Annotated in this window: 18 protein-coding genes and 1 pseudogene; 9 read left to right on the top strand and 10 right to left on the bottom strand. The window is 42.7% G+C overall.

Going from position 1 to position 22,451, the window contains the following annotated elements; all coding sequences use genetic code 11:
* Positions 1-12: 12 nt before the first annotated feature.
* On the top strand, positions 13-756 hold the full coding sequence (locus tag BHV72_RS11920) for a DUF4465 domain-containing protein (RefSeq protein ID WP_286856090.1): 744 nt from the start codon (positions 13-15) through the stop codon (positions 754-756).
* Between the two features lie 137 nt (positions 757-893).
* On the opposite strand, the gene BHV72_RS11925 is transcribed toward BHV72_RS11920, so the two are convergent.
* The 4 genes from BHV72_RS11925 to mutY form a co-directional block, all read right to left on the bottom strand.
* On the bottom strand, positions 894-1,526 hold the full coding sequence (locus BHV72_RS11925; RefSeq protein ID WP_286856091.1) for a 4'-phosphopantetheinyl transferase family protein: 633 nt from the start codon (positions 1,524-1,526) through the stop codon (positions 894-896).
* Between the two features lies 1 nt (position 1,527).
* On the bottom strand, positions 1,528-2,883 hold the full coding sequence (locus BHV72_RS11930) for a gliding motility-associated protein GldE (protein ID WP_005681474.1): 1,356 nt from the start codon (positions 2,881-2,883) through the stop codon (positions 1,528-1,530).
* A 77-nt stretch (positions 2,884-2,960) separates the two neighbouring features.
* Positions 2,961-3,440 (bottom strand): single-stranded DNA-binding protein, encoded by a 480-nt coding sequence (locus BHV72_RS11935; protein ID WP_005677946.1) that lies wholly within the window; start codon positions 3,438-3,440, stop codon positions 2,961-2,963.
* An 87-nt stretch (positions 3,441-3,527) separates the two neighbouring features.
* Complete coding sequence (gene mutY / locus BHV72_RS11940; protein WP_055173476.1) at positions 3,528-4,580, bottom strand: A/G-specific adenine glycosylase; 1,053 nt, start codon at positions 4,578-4,580, stop codon at positions 3,528-3,530.
* A gap of 208 nt (positions 4,581-4,788) precedes the next feature.
* Here mutY and BHV72_RS11945 point away from each other — a divergent pair, with 208 nt between their 5' ends.
* Positions 4,789-5,064 carry an HU family DNA-binding protein gene (locus BHV72_RS11945; RefSeq protein ID WP_005677943.1) on the top strand — a complete coding sequence of 92 codons (276 nt, stop codon included), beginning with the start codon at positions 4,789-4,791 and terminating at the stop codon, positions 5,062-5,064.
* Between the two features lie 286 nt (positions 5,065-5,350).
* Positions 5,351-6,714 (top strand): annotated as a pseudogene (locus BHV72_RS11950) (ribonuclease E/G).
* A 45-nt stretch (positions 6,715-6,759) separates the two neighbouring features.
* On the opposite strand, the gene BHV72_RS11955 reads toward BHV72_RS11950, so the two are convergent.
* The 6 genes from BHV72_RS11955 to BHV72_RS11980 form a co-directional block, all read right to left on the bottom strand.
* The gene (locus BHV72_RS11955; protein ID WP_286856092.1) at positions 6,760-7,191 is read right to left on the bottom strand and encodes a PD-(D/E)XK nuclease family transposase; all 432 of its coding nucleotides are present in this window, start codon (positions 7,189-7,191) and stop codon (positions 6,760-6,762) included.
* Positions 7,192-7,591: 400 nt separating this feature from the next.
* Entirely contained in the window at positions 7,592-8,689 is a 1,098-nt protein-coding gene (locus BHV72_RS11960; protein ID WP_286856094.1) for an OmpA family protein, read from the bottom strand.
* A gap of 77 nt (positions 8,690-8,766) precedes the next feature.
* Complete coding sequence (locus BHV72_RS11965) at positions 8,767-11,631, bottom strand: hypothetical protein (RefSeq protein ID WP_286856095.1); 2,865 nt, start codon at positions 11,629-11,631, stop codon at positions 8,767-8,769.
* Positions 11,632-12,123: 492 nt separating this feature from the next.
* Positions 12,124-13,029 carry a tyrosine-type recombinase/integrase gene (locus BHV72_RS11970; RefSeq protein ID WP_286856096.1) on the bottom strand — a complete coding sequence of 302 codons (906 nt, stop codon included), beginning with the start codon at positions 13,027-13,029 and terminating at the stop codon, positions 12,124-12,126.
* Between the two features lie 466 nt (positions 13,030-13,495).
* Positions 13,496-16,462, bottom strand: coding sequence for a coiled-coil domain-containing protein (locus tag BHV72_RS11975; protein ID WP_286856097.1), 2,967 nt, complete (start codon positions 16,460-16,462; stop codon positions 13,496-13,498).
* A 375-nt stretch (positions 16,463-16,837) separates the two neighbouring features.
* Positions 16,838-17,782 (bottom strand): tyrosine-type recombinase/integrase, encoded by a 945-nt coding sequence (locus BHV72_RS11980; RefSeq protein ID WP_005677939.1) that lies wholly within the window; start codon positions 17,780-17,782, stop codon positions 16,838-16,840.
* 203 nt (positions 17,783-17,985) lie between these two features.
* On the opposite strand from BHV72_RS11980, the gene BHV72_RS11985 reads away from it, so the two are divergent.
* From BHV72_RS11985 to BHV72_RS12010, 6 genes are all read left to right on the top strand, one after another.
* A complete protein-coding gene (locus BHV72_RS11985; RefSeq protein WP_005677938.1) occupies positions 17,986-18,291 on the top strand; it encodes a DUF4248 domain-containing protein in 306 nt (101 codons plus the stop codon).
* Positions 18,292-18,709: 418 nt separating this feature from the next.
* On the top strand, positions 18,710-19,339 hold the full coding sequence (locus tag BHV72_RS11990) for an LvrA C-terminal domain-related protein (protein WP_005677934.1): 630 nt from the start codon (positions 18,710-18,712) through the stop codon (positions 19,337-19,339).
* A 2-nt stretch (positions 19,340-19,341) separates the two neighbouring features.
* A complete protein-coding gene (gene dnaB / locus BHV72_RS11995) occupies positions 19,342-20,721 on the top strand; it encodes a replicative DNA helicase (protein ID WP_286856098.1) in 1,380 nt (459 codons plus the stop codon).
* Between the two features lie 190 nt (positions 20,722-20,911).
* Positions 20,912-21,421, top strand: a complete 510-nt coding sequence (locus BHV72_RS12000; RefSeq protein WP_022042948.1) for an HU family DNA-binding protein — start codon at positions 20,912-20,914, stop codon at positions 21,419-21,421.
* Between the two features lie 28 nt (positions 21,422-21,449).
* Positions 21,450-21,734 carry a hypothetical protein gene (locus tag BHV72_RS12005; protein WP_005677929.1) on the top strand — a complete coding sequence of 95 codons (285 nt, stop codon included), beginning with the start codon at positions 21,450-21,452 and terminating at the stop codon, positions 21,732-21,734.
* Positions 21,735-21,744: 10 nt separating this feature from the next.
* The gene (locus BHV72_RS12010) at positions 21,745-22,194 is read left to right on the top strand and encodes an N-acetylmuramoyl-L-alanine amidase (protein WP_234109831.1); all 450 of its coding nucleotides are present in this window, start codon (positions 21,745-21,747) and stop codon (positions 22,192-22,194) included.
* Positions 22,195-22,451 lie beyond the last annotated feature (257 nt).

Below are 22,451 nucleotides of genomic sequence, written 5' to 3' on the forward strand. Positions count from 1 at the left end.
TTAAAAAAGGACATGAAGAAATTATCTTTATTACTACTGTTGTCAGTATTTGTATTTTGCAGTTGCGGGGATGATGACGATGATGTAAAAAACGAAGTGGTCGTTAGTTTTGAGAATCTATTGACCGAGGAAAACAGTCAATTTATCGCAGACGGTACCCCCAACAATCAGGCATTCCAAGAAACTGATTTCAAAGATCCTAAACACTTAATTAATTTCAACCACTATTATGCCGACTGGGGTCCCGGTTATAGTTTTGCCGGATTTTCTTATATGAATATAACAGATAATCAAACAGCCAATAGTCCTGCACCAATAACAGGTAAAGCTAAAATTGGTAGTGTGTATATTGGTGTAGACAGTACCGACGGAGAATATGGAACTCCAGCAATTCTGACCATATTAGATACTAACTATAAATTAAAAGGAACCTGGATAGCAAACAGTACATGGGCATACATGGGTATGATACAAGGAGACGGTTATGCAAGGGCTTTCAAGGCGGGAGATTGGTATAAAGTTACAGCAACAGGATACGATGAAGCTGGTAATGAAACAGGAAAAGCAGAAATCTTATTAGCAAATTATAAGACCGATAATGACCTTCCTGTTAAAGAATGGATATGGTTTGACCTAACCCCGCTCCAAAATGCTGTAAAAGTTAAATTTATACCCGACTCTAGTGATAAAAATGAACATGGTATAAAAACTGCTGCCTATTTCTGTCTTGACGGCATCACGTTAATTGAGAAATAAAACAATCATTCTGTCCGTCTGGCGCACTAAGTTACAGACTTAACAAGAAAGATAAGTGACCAAAGATAAACGGTGAACAATTTGTGGAGACTCCACTCATTGCTCACCGTTATTTTTTATAGAATACATAGTCCGCGTCAACACGAAGTCCACGTCAACACAAAGTCCTCACAGATACGATACCCCACAGAAAAGAGTGACTGCCCTTCCGTCGCATATTCTCTAACCTGAAAAGTGCCTTCCTTTTGAGGAATAAAATGCGATAAACAAAGTTTCCGCAAATCAGCATCGGCATTCTTCATACATTTGAAAACCGTTTCCTTTGCCGACCAGTGCAACAGCCCCCCCCACGTAGTATCTCCCTGATAAGCCTCTACCTGCTCATCCGGACGAATAAAACGATCGAAAACTTTATGTACCCGTTTGCCATATTGTTCAATATCAATGCCAACAGGAGTTTTGGGATTAAGAATCACCGCCACATACCCTTTCGTATGCGAAATACTGATAAAAAAGGAATCATCAGTCAGAAACGGTTTGCCTTCCGAGGAATAACCTATTTGCTTATCTTCTTTCAACATAAAGTACAATAAGACACGGACAGACAACCACTCTATCTTTCTCCGTTCGGAAGCAAATTGCAAAAGTTCCTGTTCACAACAGACCCTGCGCGCATCAGGTAAAAGAGCCAGCAATGCCTCCAGTGATTCCTCCACCTTCCAGACAGCCCATTGTGTATTATTCGTTTTATCTTGCAGAAATAATCCCATTTTACTCTTTGTCTTCCGCCCCTTCCGTTTCTTCTTTCGGCAGGATCGTAAACTTCACCTTTAAAATACGGCGGCTGTCCATTTCCAGCACTTCAAACTCATAATTATGATAAGTCACCTTCTCATGCAATGCGGGAAATTCACCTTTAATCTCAAGCAACATCCCTGCCAGTGTATCGGCATCCCCTACCACTCTCTCAAACTCATCTTCGTCCACTTTCGCAATCTTGTAAAAGTCCGTAAGCTGAGTCTTAGCTTCAAATATCCAAGTATGGTCATTCAACACGACATACGTGCGTTCCTCATCATCATATTCATCATGTATCTCACCAACAATTTCTTCAATGATATCCTCCATTGTCACCAGTCCGGAAGTACCTCCGAACTCATCCACAACGATAGCAATATGAATCTTGTTCGCCTGAAAATCACGAAGCAAATCATCAATCATCTTTGTCTCCGGCACAAAATAAGCAGGCCGGATCAATGATTGCCAACGGAAGTTATCTCCTTTATTCACATGCGGCAGAAGGTCTTTGATATACAACACCCCTTTTATATTATCCCGCGAACCGGAATAAATAGGAATACGCGAATAAGCATTTTCAATGATACACTGCATCACCTCCTTGAAAGGGGTACGGATATCCAGATCGACCATATCCAGGCGCGACGTCATTACCTCCTTTACCGTTTCGCCACCAAAACGGATAATCCCTTCCAGAATATTATTCTCCTCGGAGATTTCCGCCTTATCCGTCAACTCCAGTGCATGCGACAGTTCATCTACGGAAATATTATGATTCTTCTTGGCGAAGTGCTTGTTCAGGAAAGTAGTAGAGCGCACCAAGACAGAAGCAATCGGATAGAATACCTTTTCCAAGGCATAAATCCCCGGTGCGGAGAAACGGCAGAAAGCCAACGTCTTCTGCGCCGAATAAATCTTCGGCATGATTTCACCGAACAACAGCAGTAAGAAAGTAAGAATAACAGTCAATATCAGGAACTCTGCCAACGGAGAATGGAATACAAACACATTCATAAAGAAGAAATTGCAGAGCATGATAATGGTTACGTTCACAAAATTATTAGTAATCAATATCGTTGCCAACAAACGTTCGGAATCATCCAGAAGAAAGCTTATCTTTTCGTCAGCAGGATGTTTGCGTTCGTCAATATCATTCTTGTCCGAGGGAGAAAGCGAGAAAAAAGCTATTTCTGAAGCCGAAGCAAAGCCGGAAGCAAGCAGGAGCACACCAGCCAGCACTATGGCAATAATAGCAGAGATAGAAGGAGTGTTTACGGTAATACCGTTGAAAATATCAGCCAATTGGCTTAAATAACCATCTGAGTCCAAAGAGTATATATTTTAGTTAAACAAAAGACAATGTGCCAATCAGCTTTCATAAACCAGTTGGCACACTGTCACAGTATTTAGAACGGCAAATCATCTGCCGGGTTATCTTGTACAGGTTGCGCCTGCGACTGCTGCGGCTGTTGGTTTTGTTGCATTTGCTGCGGCTGTTGTGACGGTGTTGCAGCCCCCTGTTGTGCAGAAGTGCCCGCACCTTGGCCGGCCCCTTTCGGGGTCAACATTTCCATATTGTCCACATAAATCTCGGTGATATAGCGCATAGCTCCCGACTGGTCGCTGTAAGAACGAGTTCTGATCTTTCCTTCCAGATACAGTTTGTCACCTTTGTGTACATACTTATCCACGATTTCAGCCAGACGATTGGATGCTACAATATTATGCCATTCAGTTCTTTCGGGAATCTGCGTACCATTTTGCAATGTATATCCGCGATCGGTCGTAGCCAACGGAAAAGTTGCCACTGCCGACCCCGTATCAAAGTATTTCACCCGTGGATCTTGTCCCACGTTACCTATCAATATCACTCTGTTTACTGACATATATGTATCAAGTTTATCATTCTTTAATTCAAATCTGCTGCCAAAATTAAACAGAATAACAATAGAATGCAAGGATTGTTGTAACTTTTATTTCGAATCGACATACTTCTCAATAAAAGCGTGCACCAATCTGGGGACGGCATATTGCCCCAGTTCCTCCGCCTTTATTTTCCGATAGTTACCGAAAGAAGCCGACTCTGCGGGCAGAGTCACCTCATAGAAATTAGCATAAATCACCCGATGAGACAGCACGTGCTTCACCTCTCTGCAAACCGAACGCACCACGACCGGTTTCTCCCCCTCTGCCACTAACTCCCTAAATTCGGGTAAAGCCAGAAACTCCTCCTCCGACAAAGCAACCGAAGTCTCTATCAACGGCAATTCAAACAAATTCTTCCAAATATCATCCGCCGTCCGTTTATTTATAAAGGTATACGCGCCCGCACGTACATAAATATAATTAAAGTAACGATTCGTTATCTTCGTCTTGTGCTGCTTCACCGGCAGTTGTGCCACCCTTCCCGCAGAAAGTGCCGAACAACTCTCCGCCAACGGGCAAAACAGGCAGTCAGGCGATTGTGGCGTACACTGTACCGCACCGAAATCCATAATCCCCTGATTGTAAAGAGCCGGCTGCTTCCTGTCCAGCATTTCATCCGCCAAGGCAGCAAACAACTTCTTCCCTTCCGTCGAATCAATCGGCGTATCAACACCGAAATAACGGGAAAGCACCCGATACACATTGCCGTCCACCACCGCATAAGGCATTCCATAGGCAAAGGAACAGATAGCCGCTGCCGTATACTCTCCCACCCCTTTCAGAGCAAGTACTTCCGGATATGTCTTAGGGAAAACACCGTTCATGCTTTTCGCCGCCGCATGAAGATTACGGGCACGCGAATAATATCCCAACCCCTGCCAGAACTTCATCACCTCATCCTCGTCCGCATCCGCCAGGCTCTGCACATCAGGAAAACGCTTGATAAACCGTAGAAAATAATCGTAGCCTTGCGCCACGCGTGTCTGCTGAAGAATAATTTCGGAAATCCATATCAGATAAGGATCCGAAGATTCCCGCCAGGGCAATTCTCGTTTATTCTCCTTATACCAGTCTATAATTGCTTTACTAAAAATATTCATTCCCATATCGGTTGTTCGTCTTACATTTATCTTGCAAATACTATCCAAAAGCAGTACAAAAGTAACTCTTTTGACTCTAAGAAAACTTAATGCCTCCACTTTTTTAGAAAAATGTGCAGAATATATTTTTTTAGCAGACCAAAAAGCTATATATTTGCAGTCCAAAAAATTAGCAAAAACCTAGTAATAATATTTTTTTTAAGGAAAAATGACTAAAGCAGATATTGTAAACGAGATTACAAAGAAAACCGGTATTGACAAGACAACCGTTCTTACAACAGTTGAAGCATTCATGGATGCCGTAAAAGATTCGTTGTCTAACGATGAGAATGTATACCTTCGTGGATTTGGTAGCTTCGTGGTGAAGAAAAGAGCTCAGAAGACTGCTCGCAACATTTCCAAGAATACTACTATCATCATCCCCGAGCACAACATTCCGGCTTTCAAACCGGCTAAGACATTTACAATCTCAGTAAAAAAATAAATTTAACAAGAGTATTAACCCATAAAATGTGAAGCTATGCCAAGCGGAAAGAAGAAAAAAAGACATAAAATGTCTACGCACAAGCGTAAAAAAAGACTAAGAAAGAACAGACATAAAAGCAAAAAATAATTTTTAAGTCTGGATCACACAGAAATAAAGAACAAACTTGCGAAGCTCGATGTCTTTCAAGTTTGTTCTTTGTTTAAGTAGCTAACCCAAAATGAACAATTTGTCAAAAAAGTTGTTCATAGTAAATGAGATTCAATCAATAATAAGGAAACAAACAGTGACAAGTGAACTAGTAGTTGACGTACAACCCAAAGAGGTCTCTATCGCTCTTCTCGAAGATAAGAGTCTGGTGGAACTTCAAAGCGAAGGGAGAAACATTTCTTTCTCCGTGGGCAATATGTATTTGGGACGTATCAAGAAATTGATGCCCGGTCTGAATGCATGTTTCGTGGACGTCGGTTACGAGAAAGACGCTTTCCTTCATTATCTTGACCTGGGTCCTCAATTTAACTCACTCGAAAAGTTTATAAAGCAGACTTTAAGCGACAAGAAGAAGCTGACTTCTATCAGCAAAGCAACCCTACTTCCCGATCTTGACAAGGACGGAACCGTATCCAACACACTCAAGGTGGGACAAGAAGTAGTGGTGCAAATCGTAAAGGAACCTATCTCCACCAAGGGACCGCGACTGACGTCCGAGATTTCATTTGCCGGACGCTACCTCGTGCTTATCCCTTTCAATGACAAGGTTTCTGTTTCGCAAAAAATTAAATCGAGCGAAGAACGCGCCCGCCTGAAACAGTTGCTGATGAGCATCAAGCCGAAAAATTTCGGTGTCATCGTCCGCACGGTAGCCGAAGGCAAACGCGTAGCCGAACTCGACGGAGAGCTTAGAGTCCTGGTTAAACATTGGGAAGATGCAATGGCTAAAGTACAGAAAGCCACCAAGTATCCGACGTTGATTTATGAAGAAACCAGTCGCGCCGTAGGTTTGTTGCGCGACCTCTTCAACCCTTCTTTTGAGAATATTCACGTCAACGACGAGGCTGTGTACAACGAAATCAAAGACTATGTATCACTGATCGCGCCCGACCGGGCAAACATCGTGAAACTGTACAAAGGCCAGCTTCCCATTTACGACAATTTCGGTATCACCAAGCAGATTAAATCATCGTTTGGTAAAACAGTCTCTTACAAGAGTGGTGCCTATCTGATTATTGAGCACACTGAGGCGCTTCACGTAGTAGACGTGAACAGCGGTAACCGCACCAAGAATGCCAACGGGCAGGAAGGTAACGCACTCGAAGTACGTCAGAAGCTTTATGAACGGATGTGTGCCAATATGCAGAAAGACAGGGCACGGCATAATATTCTGCCGCTCAGCAAATTCGGGCTGATGCAGATTACACGCCAGCGTGTGCGTCCGGCTATGGACGTCAACACGACCTCTCGTTACACGTCCATCCGTATGTTGCCGCCTACATCAATCAGGGACTCGTTTCCCTGAAACGGAAATGGCAGATGAAATACGGATTCGGTATCAAGGTTATTCCAAGTCAGAAACTCGCTTTCTTACAATATGTGTTCTATGATACACATGGAGAAGAAATCGACATGAAGGAAGAAATCGAAATCAAATAGACAGAAAAGGCGGCTCGTGGGAAACGAGTCGCCTTTTTGTTTCTATCATTCCAATTTATCAATTTCTTCGGTTGTAAGTCCGGTACATTCCGAAATTAGTTCGAGAGAAAGACCTTTGGATTTCATGATACGGGCTGTTACTTCCTTTTCTTTCTGCATCCCTTTCTGCATCCCTCTGCATCCCCTTCTTTTCAGCAAAATCCAGCGTTCAAAATCCGTATTGCATTCATCCTCTTCTTTATTAAAGTTTGGCAATTCGATAAAGATTTGCCGAAACTTGTCATTAAAGAGCTTTCCTGTAGCCCGGTCGGATAAGACAACATCTGTCCTTATCGTTGCAGGCATGTCCTTGTCCATTACAAAGTTCATGAAGAACACTCCATATACAGCATCCAACCGGAATAACTCCTTTTCTACCTCTCTGCCGAATAAAAACTTAAAGCCGTAATCGGTAAAGGGATTAATAAATCTTCCCATTATATGTATTGATTGTGTATCTGGTAAGGCTTTTTTGTTGAATAAGAACTGGTTGGAATAAAAAATGAGTTGTTCACAAAGAACATTTTTCCTTTAGAATAAGAGAGAAGGAGATGTAAGGACGAAAAGCCCGGACTTTCGCAAGCCCGGGCTTTTGATATCCTTAAAAACATCCACTCTGTTTATAGGGGAAATCATGACCGGCAAATAATACCGATGCAATGAGAGAGATGCATTAAGAACCATAATAGAGGATGCCTGTGGGAAATTAGGAAAGGCATCCTCTGTGGGAAACAGCAAAGACATACTTTCACAAGCACCTCGTTTGCTGTAAAATCTTCACTCTCAAGTGAAGAAAGGGTCTATTGCAAAAGTTCGGACTTTCACAAGTTCGGACTTCTTAACGTTCTTCAGCCACGCAAATACTTACCCGGTTTTCCTCCGGAGTAGTATAAGGTTGAACGGTATCACCTTTATAATCAACTGTTATCCTATCAGCAGCAACACCTTTCGCTTTCAGGATTTCAGCAACATTATTTGCACGTTTCTTTGACAATTCACCGTTAATCCGAGAATTACCGGTATCAGCATCTGCATAACCTGTCACAGTAACCTTAGCAGCAGGATGTTTCTCAAGATATTCTATCAAAGAAGATATTTTAATCATCTGATCATCTTGTATCTTTGCAGAATTCAGAGCAAAGAAAATACTCTTCTTCATCGGTTCAATTACCGCTTCCTTTTCAGGTTGTTCTTTTTCTATTACAGGCGTAGTTTTTGGCTGTTCCACCGCCACAGGTTCCGGTTCATAATACACCGGTGCCATTCGAGTATAGCTTTTGCCTAATTTAATACTCAAACCTACAAAAGCATTAATCTGCCAGTCACAATTACCGGCTTTCTTTGAGTTAAACTTATCAGAAAGCAAATTAGCGTTACCTTCGATATTAATAGACAGCCGATCATTCAAACGAAGATCACAACCAAGCCCTAAACGACCGGCAACAAGATTCTTACTGCCCTGCCAAAGATATTCCATTTGATAAGTTTTTGTATCCAATGCATTCGCTTCATCATTATCAAACGCATGATTCAAACCTACACCGACAAAAAGATAACCATTGAATATTCGTTTAGGATTGAAGCCGCAGAATAGAGTACTCAGGTCGGTCATAAAATCAACATTTCCCTGAAGATATTTATATTGGTAGTCCTGCTCCGGATTAACCCATCCACCTTTTGCCTGCCAACCACTCACACCAACACGTGCACCAAATGCAGGAGCAAACTTATAACCCACGTTGAGAGCAGCAGCCGGAGATACAAGATCGGTAAATTTAGCTTCACCAATAGTATGAGCAGCCCCTATTTGTGCCTGAATGAACCAATGCGGCTTGAAAGTTATTTTTTCAGGTTCTTTTATGCGTTGTTCTTGATTCTGAGCAAAGATCATTGTGCTGGATAGGGCCAGCAATCCTATAAATAAACTCTTTCTCATAAACGTTCATTATTTGATTAATAAGAAGAGAGTGCACTATAAGAGTACACTCTCTCTCAAATATATAACTTCAGTTATTATTCAACCGGGAACTCATCAGCATTCCATGCCTTGATAGTAAACTTACCGGTAAGTTTTCCTCCACCAAGAACCGGACTTGTTTCTGTACAGTCCGTAATAACTTGACTAAGTTTAACCTTACCGTATTCAATTGTGAAGGTTATATCACAAGTTGCATTTTGTCCCTTAGCAAGAGTATTCTGTCCTTCAAGATTCCATGTCACTGTTCCGTCTGTATTCAGAGTAAACTTATTTTCCCATTGAGTCGGAATGACACTACCCTTAACCAGATCAATAGTAACATTAGCTAACTTACCCAGAATCTTCTCACCAGCCGTAGTTAGAGCACCGTCTTTATACAACTCAACAGAAGAATCTTTAGAAGATGTGATAGTGATATACTTCTTCAAATCTTCAGTAGTATATGCTTCTGTTCCATCCTTTACATTTATAATATTCTTACTCAAAGAAACCTTGGCCGGATTAACGAACTTCACATTTACCGTACCGGCTTCAATCTTATCATTATTGCAAAGTACTGCGTACACTTTTACAGGAACAATAACTTCTTCTTCGTTAGTCAACTGTTTTGTAAGTACAATCCAATCAAGATTAGTACCATGAGTTGCACACCATTCGCTACCCAGTACAGCAACAGGAGCACCTGTTTCAGGATCAACGATATCTAACTCATAGTCAGCATAGTCAGCAGCAAATTCTCCAAGATCAATAGCCTCATTCAAATCAAGATACAAAGCTGCACCATTATCTGTTTCCTTGCTACCTTTACAAATTGCAAATCCGTTTTCCCAAGCCTGAGTAATACGATAATCATTAACATCCTTAATTCCGCCATTTGCTAATGTAGGATAGTTCTGTACCTTTACAACATAAGGAATAGCAACATATACCGGATATTGACGATATTGAGAAGAAGCTGCGGCAGCTGCATCCGTTTTCTTGTATACGCCGTAGAAAGTATAAGTACCATCCTCTGTAATCTTACTAATAGCATTCTCGTCAATATCAAATACTACCTGACGATTATCTGCATTATCTTCAGCGCCGGCAAGTTCCGTTATTGAAATTATATTAGTGCTCTTGAATTCCTCAGGAACGTTAGCCTGATCTGTTACAAATTCATAGATATTAGCAAATTCTTCTTTTGACAGTGCATTCAAGCCGAGTTCAGAACCAATATTCGGATATACTTGAGTACTCATATACTTCACAGTCGTCGTATAATTCAACGCAGAATCAACGAAGCACTCCCAGTCAACAGTCTTAGTTTCTGAAACCGGTGCTTTGTAATTCTTGCTCACTGTCCATTCATTGCCAACATATAAGAATTTAATATAAGCTACAGCTACTACAGCATTACCATTGTTAGTATCCTTTACAGTAGCTTTCACAATCGGAGTTTTTCCGATGCATGACATATTAACACCTTCGTAGTTGACAGCTTTCAATGTAGAGCCTTCCAACGTTGCATAGTTAATCTGGTCTGTTCCATTTACATCGTACTCACACAGTACATATTCAATTGAAAGTTTCTTAGCAGCCAAATTAACAACTTCACTTTCGCCAGCTTTTGTCATAGCAACAGCTACATATTCATTCAAATCAACACCAGCAATAGCTTCGTTATATTGTAGTGCTTGAACCAAATGGGCATTAGCGGGGGCTGCTACATTATTCGCATCAATTGCTGCATCCTGACCTTTGACATCACTCCATTTAGTAGCAAGTTTATCTGTTTCCTTAATAGTTTTGCTTTCAAGTTCGCAATTATCAACTAATGTGAATGACACTTCTTCTTTCTGGTTATATACAGCAAAATAATTAGTTGTAAATGTTTGACCGTTAGTAGTAGTCATACGCAAAGCCAACATATCCAATGCTTCAGGATCAGTTTCAGCCTGATTCATATCACCAACGATAGACGCGGTCAAAATACCGTCCTCCATACTAAGAGTTGCAGTAGCACCGATATCAGCTCTAGTAGTATGGTTCGTAGCTTTTTTATACAGTACGGTTGCTCCTTCAGCTCCACCTCTAATTTGAGCTAACGATGCAGAAGCCGGATTAATATAGAAATTCGCTTCGCCCGGGAATGAAGATAATGTTTCATCTCCAGTTGCAGTATAAGTGGTATCAGCCGTCGCTGTTCCAACAACCTTATTATACGAATATGAGCCAAATGCTACAGCTTCAATACCATTATAATAATCTTTCGGAATCCATGAGAAACCTGTGATAGGCAAAACATCCAGAACAGACAAGTGAGTCGTTACATTATCGACAGTGATATCCCAGCCCACTTTTGCGCCATCTACTACATAATCAATAATTGCAACACTTGTTTTATTATGTAATGGCACCGTGACACCTGTTTTTATACAGTTATCCTTGTCCGTCTTCAAACCATACCAGATCACACCGTTCTCATCCATCCAGAACAAGGAAGGATCCAAAGTTGTATCTTCAGTAATAGTATCCTTGTCAGTAAGAGTAAATGACTCGGAAGACGTGCTGCCATCATCCCCCTTCAAAGTAACAGTTACAGTAGTAGTATTGCCCTCTACACTTTTGCTGATCTCCACACTATACTTAGTATTAGTATCTTTGTCAGGAATAGTATAAGTAGTCGGAGTTCCATTTTGATCCGTTACTACTAATTTTCCATCAGCAAAAGACACAGACTTCACATAAGCCAACGATCCAAATTTTGTATTCAAGTCGGCCAATGTTTTTTCGATTGCATCTACACGTTCGCTTAGACCATTGATGTCGTCATCGTAGTCTTTACAAGATGTAAATGTTCCTGTAGTAGACGCTAACAATGCTCCAAACAGGACTGCACTTAAAAACTTTTTGTTCATAATAAAAAAACTTTTAATTTATAAATTAAAAAATAAAAATATAGTCTCTCGATGTCGATTCAAAAATCCCGGATATTGCCCCTTCATTAATTTCTGTAACCTCCTTTTCTTTTTCATTTTGCTTTAAGCCCATAGTTCTTATAATATGAGCACGAAACTTATTCCCAACGCATTTAGTCCGTTACTGTATAGGTAACGGAGAAACCTTTGCGCCTGCTCTTTTGGAGTAGTCAATACTGAAAAATGATACGATAGATTATGAAAGTTCTTTACCCCTGCTTCTGACAAGCGGCAGAGGGGAGGGAAATCTTTGGCATAATTTAGAAGTTAACAAAGCCCTAATACAAAGAATCCACGTGTTTTATCTGTCCTAGTCCCGCTTTTGAGTAGTTTATTAGAAAAAATGTGTGATTTCGTTTGGTTGTTTTAAGAAATATGCTCATATTTGCACCGTCATTTATTCCCGTTACCTATACAGTAACAGTTTTATAATCAGGCGATTACTCCTATCACAGAACGCTTAACAAAATCAAGAACCTGTTTATTTGCTTCATCAATTTTTTTGCTTCGGAAAGGCTTGAGATATGTTTCTGTTACCGTAATGGAAGAATGTCCCATAGCTTCGGAGATAATACCCGGATGAATTTCGCAATAATAAGCCGTCGTAGCCCAAGTGTGGCGGGCGGTGTACGAGCTTAATTTATCACCTAGTCCTAATAACTCTCCCAACAACATTAGTTGTTGATTAAAGCTGCGCAACGCCAACTGATATTCCCGATACGCCTCTTTCGTTCCTTCACGGCTTTCCAAAAAAGGAAAGAGATAAGGAGAAGAAGAATCACGGTTCATATACTTCTTCATTAGAACCATTGCTTCCGAGGTCAGTGTCACCGACAGGGGACGGCCCGTTTTACGCCGACGGTAGGTAATTACATTATCACGCAAATCACTTTTCCGCAAATAGACAAGATCGACAAACGGCATACCACGGAGCGAAAACATAAGAACAAACAGTTCGTGTGCACGACGCATAGCCGAAGATATACGAGAAGATTGCGGCAATTCGGTAAACACTTTCTTCATATCGTCGTCACATAGAGCCCGTTTATGGTCGGCACGAGTTCCCGTATACACCGAACGGAACAGATGCGGGACGTATGGTGCCCGACGAAGATCGACGGCACGATTGTAAACGGCACGAAAAGTGCGCAGATAGGTAGAAACCGTATTCCAACTACACCCACGACCACGAAGTACCTCATTGAAGGCAAAATCATCTTTCCCACGATAAGCAATAATGGCATTGAGACTGCTGCGATAGACATGAGCAGTTCCAAAGTTTCCCTCCACTTGCAGCCCATGGGCTACTTGCTTCATAAATCCTAATACTTTTGACATCTCACGATTGTTTTTTGATTAATTCGACAATAAAGATACGAGTATTCCCTGAAAAAGAATACCTCATACGAACAAAACGGAATGCAAAGATGTTTTAGAAACAGCTATTACGACGAAAAGCCCGGACTTTCGCAAGCACGGGCTTTTTGTATTCTCAAGACATCCCCCTTTCATAGGGGAAATCATGACCGGCTAATTGTGACCGGTATAATAAGGGAGATGCATTAAGAGTTAGCAAAAGGGATGTCAGTGGGAAATTATTAGGAAGACATCCCTTTTCTTAAGAAGCACAGCATAGAAGGATTGACTTTCACAAGCGAATGGCTTCGTACTGGTGCTTCTCGGCGTTTTCTTCACCACAAGGGCGAAGAAGGGTTTATCTTGTTGATTTCAAAGATATCTCCCGGTCTTTCAGAAAATGAATCCGGGAATCACGAGAGATATCGTCTGATACATCAAAGGCTTATTACCATGCAGGAACTGTAACTGTTACAGTTTTAGCCTCCATAGCACCCCAAGGAGATTTAGGAGTAACTGTTACTTTTACTTCCATTGGTTTTGAACTTACAGACCATTCGGCTGCCGTTGTTGTCAATTTGAGCACGCCGTCAGTAATAGTAGATTCAAAGGAGCCATTATTAGCACCTTCTTCCATTGTATATTCTACACTGAAACCATATATGGTCATAGGATCATTGTTGTTATAAATATTCTCAGCAGCTTCCGGCCATATTTTGTTTTCAGCAGCAGTAGCATCCTTCCAAACAAGAGCAGTTTTCAAATTAAGACCTGCTTTTCTCTTTTCTACTGAAGTTACATCATAAGTAAGTTTACCTTGATCTTCCGGTTTTTCTGCACTATATGCAAATGTTCCGTTCAGCTTATCAGCAGGAATTGTCACTGCAATTTCTTTAGAGAATACTTCATGTTCACCGCACTTTCCTGTCAGTGTTACTTTAATAGGATCGCCTTCATAGGATTTAGTTACAGTTACATCACCACTTTCACTTACAGTGACACCTGTAATAGTAATTGCACCTTCAGCAAGAACAGGAGCAAACGTTAAAGTAGCACCGGAACCTAAGACAGCAAAACTGCTCTCAACATCTGCATAGTTAGAATAAAGCTCTTTCAGGTTTCTAGTTGCTTTTACAGCTGTATAATTACTTTCCTGAGTACCTGCACCTTCAAATGTACGACCCAGTACTGCTTTACTTCCGTCCCAAGTCTGAGCATTATCTATTAGTTTGAAAGCTGCATCATTTGCATCAGGATAGCTTACCGTTACACCTTTCATTGTTACATTAATGCTCTTGTTGCCGTCTTGACTAGTAATTCTGGTAGTAATATCAGTAGCTTCGCATACTGTGCTTGCAGGAACTTTCAAGACAAGAGCACCGCTAGAATTGCCCAACTTAATTGTCTGAGTTTCCGGAACTGCCGTAAATGTACAATTGTTGAAATCAGCAACGCTCAATGCTTCCTTTATCTTAGCTACGGCAGCTACGGTAGCACTTTCTGCAGTTACGTCGAGTGTATATGATTTCTCTGCGCCATTCCACAGAAGAGGTAATTGCGCAGCAGCAAGTACAACTTCCTGTGCTTCACCTTCAGTGATCAATTTAACATCTCCATAATTACCAGTATATTCTACTGTTTTTTCAGAAGAAGCACCCAGACCAGACACTGTTATTGTATACGATACTTTCGCCACGTTACTTACTACTGCTGCTTCTTTTGCAGACAACACGCCTGCTTCAGACAATTCAAAATTAGCGGCATTAGTACCTCCCAGAGTTAACTCCATAGGGAACTTATCTGCAGAAATTCCATATTGACTTAGCTTCTTTCTTGTGTCGGCTTCGCCCTCAACATCTCCACTAGCATCTACTGATGAATGAACTGTCAAAGTATAATCACCACCCGTTTTATAGTCGATAGTGTTTCCTTTAACTAATGTTGTCGGCTTTTCTTTCGGAGTCCACTCTACCTTGTCGATATACAGAACATTCTTCACAGCAACGAAATAGTTTGAAGAAATATCATTCAAAGTCTTCGCCTCACCTTCAACCTTATCCGTCAGTGTCAAAGCGATTGCATAGCTAGCTGCTGCCTTACTAGCATCTAAAGTCACCTCAATCAGATTGGCTTCGTCTTCTACAGCTTCAATCTTTGTAATATTGAACAATTCACCTGTAGCACGTGTTTTCACCGCCTGATAATCTACTGCAACATTATATTTAGCAGTTTCCTTTCCAAAATTATCAATCAGTTCTTTCGCTGCACTACTCGGAGATACACGGAATCTCACTTTCACATCGCCACCGCTAATCATCGGTTCCCAATCGGCTGCATTACCGTCAGAACCAAACTTAGCATAGAACGTACTAAGCTGAACCAGTCCGTCTGCATATTCCGGTACGTATACGATACTTTGGATCATGCCTTTCAGTGCTGTAATTTCTGCTTCCAATTCTGCTTTCAACTTACCTAATGTAGACTCTACATTTGTTAATTCAGCGTCAATGATGCCTTGTACAGCCTCCTCAAAAGTCTTACCTTCAGGAATTTGGAGTGCAGTCAAAGCATTTTTTGCAGCCACAATCTCATTGATAAGTGCTTCATAGTCTTTAGACTGACCTTCCTCAGTACCTACGTGTGCATTGATAGCTCTCAACAGTTCATCCAAACTGTCCAGTTGTTTTTTGATAACACCGTCTTCTTTAAAGATTTCATTGTAGATTTTATCTACAAATTCCGTCAAAGTCTTTACACCGGTTATTCCGAGGCCTTCAATGTGCTCATTCAGTGCTTTACCATTTGATGCAACACCGGCTTGTACAGCTTCGATTACATATTGGGCAATAGCTCCCTTGTTTTCACCTTTATCGTTCAGTGCATTTATAATGCTCTGATTGATGAATTTATCGAAGCTAGTGTTTTCGAAGCCGCTCAAATCCTCCGGATTAGCAATAAACTTATTTTCTGCATCAATCAAAGCCTGAAGAGTTGTCTTCATTCCCTTCAAAGCCTCAATATCTTTATTAATGGCATCAACTGTTGCCTGACTGGCTTTACCGTTTATTAATTCAGTAAGTTCATTCTTAGCTGCTGTCAAGGCATCAGCTACGGTTTTATCACCAGCCGCCAGCTTATCTTCCAAAACTTTAATTTTGGCTTCCAAATCAGTGGCAGTAACTTTGCCGTCAACCAGATCCTGCAAGTCTTTAACCTTCTTTTCCAAAGCTTTCGTAGCCGCATCAACAGCAGCTTTCATGTCTTCCGTGCTCACAGGATTAGTCGATTTAATATTATCGACCTGTTCCTGCAAGCCTTTAATGTCGTCATCATAATCCTTACAACTTGTGACTGTTGTAGTGACTGCAAGCGTCAATGCCCCGAAAAGCATTACCCTAACAAAATTTTTCTTCATAACTACTTAAAAATTACATTAATAATATATTATTAAACACTAAGTTTCAATAATAGACAGCCCGTTACTTCGTAGGTAACGGAGAAACCTTTGTTCCTGCTCTCTGAGAGTAGTCGATACTGAAAAATGATACGATAAGTGATGAAAGTTCTTTACCCCTGCTTCTGACGAGCGGCAGAGGGGAGGGAAACCTTTTGCAATATTTAGAAGTTAACAAAGCCCTAATACAAAGAATCCACGTGTTTTATCTGTCCTAGTTCCGCTTTTGAGTAGTTTATTGGAAAAAATGTTTGATTTCGTTTGGTTGTTTTAAGAAATATGCTCATATTTGCACCGATATTCAAACCCGTTACCTACGAAGTAACAGACTTACAATCAAGCGCTTACACCTATCACAGAGCGTTTTACAAAATCGAGAACCTGTTTATTTGCTTCATCAATTTTCTTACTCCGGAAAGGTTTGAGATACGTCTCGGTCACTGTAATGGACGAATGTCCCATAGCTTCGGAGATAATGCCCGGATGAATTTCGCAATAATAAGCCGTTGTAGCCCAGGTATGGCGCGCGGTATAGGAGCTCAATCTATCCTTCAATCCCAAAAACCTTCCCAATAGTTCCAACTGATAATTGAAATGGCGCAATGCCAACTGATATTCCCGATAAGCTTCCGGCGAACCTTCGGCGCTGCGGAGAATAGGGAACAAATAAGGCGAACGCTTATCACGGTTCATATACTTCTGCAAGAGGAACATGGCTTCCGGCGTCAACGTCACCGACAACGGACGACCCGTTTTGCGGCGACGGTAAGTAATGACATCCCCCCGAAGATCGCTCTTCCGCAGGTAAGCCAGATCGACAAAAGGCAATCCCCGAAGCAGGAACATGAGGATAAACAATTCCTGCGCACCCCTCATGCCGGGAGGTATGGCGGCCGACTGCAACAGACGGGCAAACACCTTCTTCATGTCTTCCATATCCAACGCCCGCCGGCGGTCCGCCCGCGTACCTGTATATACGGAACGGAACAGATGCGGCACGTACGGCGCACGATGAAGATCGACGGCCCGATTGTAAACGGCACGCATCGTGCGAAGGTACGTAGACACCGTGTTCCAACTACACCCACGGGCACGAAGGCTACCCTCAAAATGTTTCAGCCACTCCGGAGTTATTTCCCGAAACTCCACGCTTTCCGATTCCTGAAAAACAAGAATCGCATTCAAACTACTTCTATACACATGAGCAGTCCCTAAATTTCCACTCTGCTGCAAATCGGCAGCCACTTGTTTCATAAACGAAGTAAAACTTTCCTTCTTCATCAACAAATAATTTAATTAATAATATTTACTATTCCCACACTTTACTTTAGTAAAACAAAAAAATCAATATATAAAAATTTACATACATAAATTTACAAAAATAAAAACTAAAACTTTCATGTTATTTATCAAATATATTTTCATATATTTGTGCGGTTTTTAAGACAAAAGCCATAATTAAGAAACAATTAAATTGTAAATTTATGAAAAGTAATGAAGTAGCTGACGAAAGCTACAGCATTAACGGTTTCAAGCATTTTTCCGATTTGGCAGTGGCATACTTCCCTCAAATGGCAAGTACATCGTCCGCCAGCAAAAAAATGCGTAATTGTATCAAAGCAAGTAATGCTTTGAGTGAACAACTTGCCGACGCGCACTACACCGACACGACGATCGAGATCAGCCCCGAAATGCAGCTAATCATCTACCGCCATTGGGGACCGCCCCACATTATACTGTCGGTCAAAGTACAGCGCGTAGCAGAAAACAAAAACACGGATAAGAAATAAAAGAAAAATCGAACTATATATTTTTAAATATATCATTTATCTTTTATCGTTTATTATGTATTCCACTTTGCGTTCGGCATTTTTTCCCACAGAAAGATAACTCTCAAACATACAGCTATTTGCAGTAGGAAAAAAGTGTTCCACAAAGTGTTCGTAAAAACGACCGTATTTTTCAACTAAAACAGAGCCTCCGATTCAACCGAACGAAGGCTCTGTTTGTCTGTATCAAAGGCTCTGCCGGACAGAAACGGAGTATCTGTTTCATCATCCCCTCCGGAGAACATCCGCAGAGAGAAAAAACAGTTAGCGGAAGTACATTCGAAGTCCGCAACCGTCCACAGTCATCCACACACCACAACGCCTCTTGCAAGCCATACGCAAAGGGATTACCTTTACCGAAAATTTTAAATAAGCCAAAATGAACAAATTTAATTTCCAAGCCATGACAAAGCATGGTTTTCTCATTATCCCGAAAACCTTATTGCAACAACAGATAGAAAATCCGCACCTGCAAGAGGGAGAGATAGAGGCACTCCTGAAAATCCTGATGAAAGTCAACTATTCGGAAACGCTATACAACGACCGCTGCAACAAGAACTGCCCGTGCAAAAGAGGTGAAAGCCTGTTCAGTTACCGCGACTGGAGCCGCGTTCTCCACTGGTCCACCGGGAAGACTTTCCGCTTCATGCACGGACTTGCCACCCGGGGAATCATCGAAATCATCCCCCACCCCAACAATACATCCCTGCACATACGCGTCGTCGAATATGACAAATGGGTGGGACTGCCCGATGCCGGGAAACAGAAAAAGAAAGCTGTCAACGAGAAGTTCCAACTGTTCTGGAACGAATACCACAGCATCACGCAGCTTCCCAAGGAGAACATCGCCAAGGCGCAACGCGAGTGGAAGAAGCTGAGTGACAAGGAACAACAACTGGCAATCGACAACATCGAAGTATATTATTTCCACCAGACGAACGTCAACTTCCTCCTCCATGCCGGCAGTTATTTATCGAACAAAGCTTTCCTGAACGAATACACCTATTAATGATGAATACCGAAAACAGAGTTTCGCCCCAAGCACCCGAAATAGAGGAAGCGATCCTCGGCGCCTGCCTGATAGAACAGGAAGCCATGCCGCTGGTAGCCGACAAGCTACGCCCCGAAATGTTTTACGTGCTACGCCACCAGATAATCTACGCCGCCATGCTGGCGATGTATCAGGCGGGTACCAAAATCGACATCCTCACCGTGAAAGAGGAACTTTCACACCGCGGAAAGCTCGAAGAAGCGGGCGGTCCGTATGGTATCACCCAACTGAGCAGTAAAGTGGCAAGTTCCGCACACATCGAATACCACATCCGGATTGTGCACGAAAAATACCTGCGGCGCGAAATGATCCTGGGCTTCAACAAACTTCTCGCCTGTTCGCTGGACGAAACCATGGATATCGACGACTCGCTGATAGATGCACACAACCTGCTCGACCGCTTGGAGGGTGAGTCCAACCACAACACCCACCTGCGCGACATGGACGCACTGATGAGCGCCGCCATGACCGAAGCCGAGGGACGTATCGCCAAGAGTACGAACGGAGTGACCGGCATTCCCACCGGACTGACGGATCTGGACCGCATGACGTCCGGACTCCAGAACAGTGATCTAATAGTACTTGCCGCCCGTCCCGGTGTAGGGAAAACCGGCATGGCATTGCATCTGGCACGGAACGCGGCAATGGCAGGATATGCCGTAGCCGTCTACAGTCTTGAGATGCAAGGGGAAAGGCTGGCCGACCGCTGGCTGACGGCAGCCAGTGAGATCAGCGCCCGCCGGTGGCGGTCGGGAACAGTCAGCACGCAGGAACTGGCAGAAGCACACGCCACAGCCGCCGACCTCGCACGTCTCCCGATACACGTAGATGACAGTACATCGGTCAACATGGAACACATCCGTTGCAGCGCCCGGCTGCTGCAAAGCCGGAATGAGTGCAACATGATTATCATCGATTACCTGCAACTATGCGACATGACGACGGGACAAAACAACCGTAACCGAGAGCAGGAAGTGGCGCAAGCCACCCGCAAGGCCAAGCTGCTTGCCAAAGAACTGAATGTGCCTGTGGTGTTGCTCAGCCAGTTGAACCGCGTGTCGGAGGGCCGTCCCGCCGGTCGCCCCGAACTGTCACAACTCCGCGAGAGCGGAGCGATCGAGCAGGATGCGGACGTCGTGTTACTACTCTACCGCCCTGCCCTCGCACGCATACCGACCGACCGCGAAAGCGGTTATCCCACCGAAGGACTCGGCATTATAATCGTAGCCAAACAACGCAACGGGGAAACCGGAAACGCTTATTTCGGGCATAATCCGGAAATGACGAAAATTACGGACTATGTACCGCCATTGGAGTTTCTGCTGAAACATGCAAAGTAAAAGTGATTCCAGTGTGAGACAGATTCAATTTTATACAACAATAATTTTCAATCATCCGTGCCTTATTTTATTTCAAAAATCAGTATAAAATAAATGGCAAAATACTTGACTTCTCCTTTCAGATTTTGTATATTTGTAATGTCAATAATGACAGAAAATATTATTACTTAAACCTTAACTTTTTTCAATTATGAACGTATTAGTGGAGCGCTATCAGCGCAGAAAGTATGTGAATCAGGAAGATTCGCAGGTGTTGTATTATGTACGCCAGAAATCGGGTACTGTGAGAGTTATGGACGTCAATAAGCTGGCGGATGCGATCGAGGCGAATTCTTCGCTCACAGCGGGAGATGTGAAGCACGCTATCGAGGCTTTTGTAGAGCAGTTGCGTCTGTCGCTCACGCAGGGCGATAAAGTGAAGATCGACGGATTGGGCACGTTCCACATCACGTTGAGCAGCGAGGGCACGGAGAAGGAGAAAGATTGCACGGTGCGCAGTATCCGCCGGGTGAATGTCCGTTTCGTGGCGGACAAGGCGCTGCACCTGGTGAATACCAGCCACACTGCCACCCGAAGTGAGAATAATGTAGATTTCGTCCTTGCGGGGAAGGGCGAAGGCGAAACCGACGGCTCCGATGACGGAAACGGCGGAAATGATAAACCGGGCGGCGGTGGTGTCACTCCCGACCCGTCTGTTTAAAGGTATTCTTCATTAATAAATCACATTCATGTTAGATAAGATTATAGAAATCATTATGACGGTGCTGCCCTTTCTGGGCAGCAGCCGCAAGAAGCGCAAAGTCATGGCGCAGGAGGTAAAAGAGTTCAGCGAACTGGTGAAAGACCAATATACTTTTCTGATGCAGCAATTGGAGAAGGTGTTGAAGGATTATTTTGACCTTAGTTCGAGGGTGAAGGAAATGCATACGGAGATCTTTTCACTGCGGGGACAACTTGCACAGGCGGCAGCCCTGCAATGCAGCAATAAAGATTGTACGCAACGGGCGCTGTGAAAGAGAACGTATGCGACCTATAAAGTTGATAGTAATCCACTGTTCCGCTACACGTGAGGACAGGGAGTTTACGGAATTTGACTTGGATATCTGCCACCGCAGGCGGGGATTCAACGGGACGGGATACCATTTTTATATCCGCAAAAATGGGGATATCAAATCGACCCGACCTCTCGAACGCATCGGCGCACATACCCGTGGCTTCAACAAAGAAAGTATCGGTATCTGCTACGAAGGCGGACTCGACTGCAAGGGACATCCCAAAGATACCCGTACCGAATGGCAGAAACATTCGATGCGTGTGCTGATTCTCACTTTATTGAAGGATTACCCGGGCTGCCGCATCTGCGGACATCGCGACCTCAGTCCCGACCTGAACGGAAACGGTGAGATAGAACCGGAAGAATGGATCAAGGCTTGTCCCTGCTTTAATGCTGAAAAGGATTGGGGGAAGGTGTAAACTGAGAAAAGCGCTCTCCTTTCTCTAAAAAGATGAAACAGGAAACTCCAGCTAACCGATTGATAAAGTCGGATTAGTTGGAGTTTCCTGTTTATTCAAAAAGAAATTCTTTCTTTTATTGATTCTTCTTCAAATTTGGTGGTAATTTAACTAGTCGATGGTATCTCCATTCCCCTCCTTCGGGGAGGTTGTGTAAAAAGTAAGCATCAAGTGTTCTTTGACATATTGTATTAAAAAGGAAATGCTCTTTATCTCTT

This window comes from Bacteroides sp. 43_46 (assembly GCF_001915455.1).
GTDB lineage: Bacteria > Bacteroidota > Bacteroidia > Bacteroidales > Bacteroidaceae > Bacteroides > Bacteroides caccae.

Excerpts from the sequence above, each read along its gene's own strand:
- mutY (WP_055173476.1), bottom strand. The coding sequence starts at position 4,580 with ATGAATATTTTTAGTAAAGCAATTATAGACTGGTATAAGGAGAATAAA.
- BHV72_RS12000 (WP_022042948.1), top strand. The coding sequence starts at position 20,912 with ATGAACGTATTAGTGGAGCGCTATCAGCGCAGAAAGTATGTGAATCAG.
- BHV72_RS11935 (WP_005677946.1), bottom strand. The coding sequence starts at position 3,440 with ATGTCAGTAAACAGAGTGATATTGATAGGTAACGTGGGACAAGATCCA.
- BHV72_RS11970 (WP_286856096.1), bottom strand. The coding sequence starts at position 13,029 with ATGTCAAAAGTATTAGGATTTATGAAGCAAGTAGCCCATGGGCTGCAA.
- BHV72_RS11955 (WP_286856092.1), bottom strand. The coding sequence starts at position 7,191 with ATGGGAAGATTTATTAATCCCTTTACCGATTACGGCTTTAAGTTTTTA.
- BHV72_RS11985 (WP_005677938.1), top strand. The coding sequence starts at position 17,986 with ATGAAAAGTAATGAAGTAGCTGACGAAAGCTACAGCATTAACGGTTTC.
- BHV72_RS11960 (WP_286856094.1), bottom strand. The coding sequence starts at position 8,689 with ATGAGAAAGAGTTTATTTATAGGATTGCTGGCCCTATCCAGCACAATG.
- BHV72_RS11980 (WP_005677939.1), bottom strand. The coding sequence starts at position 17,782 with ATGAAGAAGGAAAGTTTTACTTCGTTTATGAAACAAGTGGCTGCCGAT.
- dnaB (WP_286856098.1), top strand. The coding sequence starts at position 19,342 with ATGAATACCGAAAACAGAGTTTCGCCCCAAGCACCCGAAATAGAGGAA.
- BHV72_RS11965 (WP_286856095.1), bottom strand. The coding sequence starts at position 11,631 with ATGAACAAAAAGTTTTTAAGTGCAGTCCTGTTTGGAGCATTGTTAGCG.
- BHV72_RS11925 (WP_286856091.1), bottom strand. The coding sequence starts at position 1,526 with ATGGGATTATTTCTGCAAGATAAAACGAATAATACACAATGGGCTGTC.
- BHV72_RS11920 (WP_286856090.1), top strand. The coding sequence starts at position 13 with ATGAAGAAATTATCTTTATTACTACTGTTGTCAGTATTTGTATTTTGC.
- BHV72_RS12005 (WP_005677929.1), top strand. The coding sequence starts at position 21,450 with ATGTTAGATAAGATTATAGAAATCATTATGACGGTGCTGCCCTTTCTG.
- BHV72_RS12010 (WP_234109831.1), top strand. The coding sequence starts at position 21,745 with ATGCGACCTATAAAGTTGATAGTAATCCACTGTTCCGCTACACGTGAG.
- BHV72_RS11990 (WP_005677934.1), top strand. The coding sequence starts at position 18,710 with ATGAACAAATTTAATTTCCAAGCCATGACAAAGCATGGTTTTCTCATT.
- BHV72_RS11945 (WP_005677943.1), top strand. The coding sequence starts at position 4,789 with ATGACTAAAGCAGATATTGTAAACGAGATTACAAAGAAAACCGGTATT.
- BHV72_RS11975 (WP_286856097.1), bottom strand. The coding sequence starts at position 16,462 with ATGAAGAAAAATTTTGTTAGGGTAATGCTTTTCGGGGCATTGACGCTT.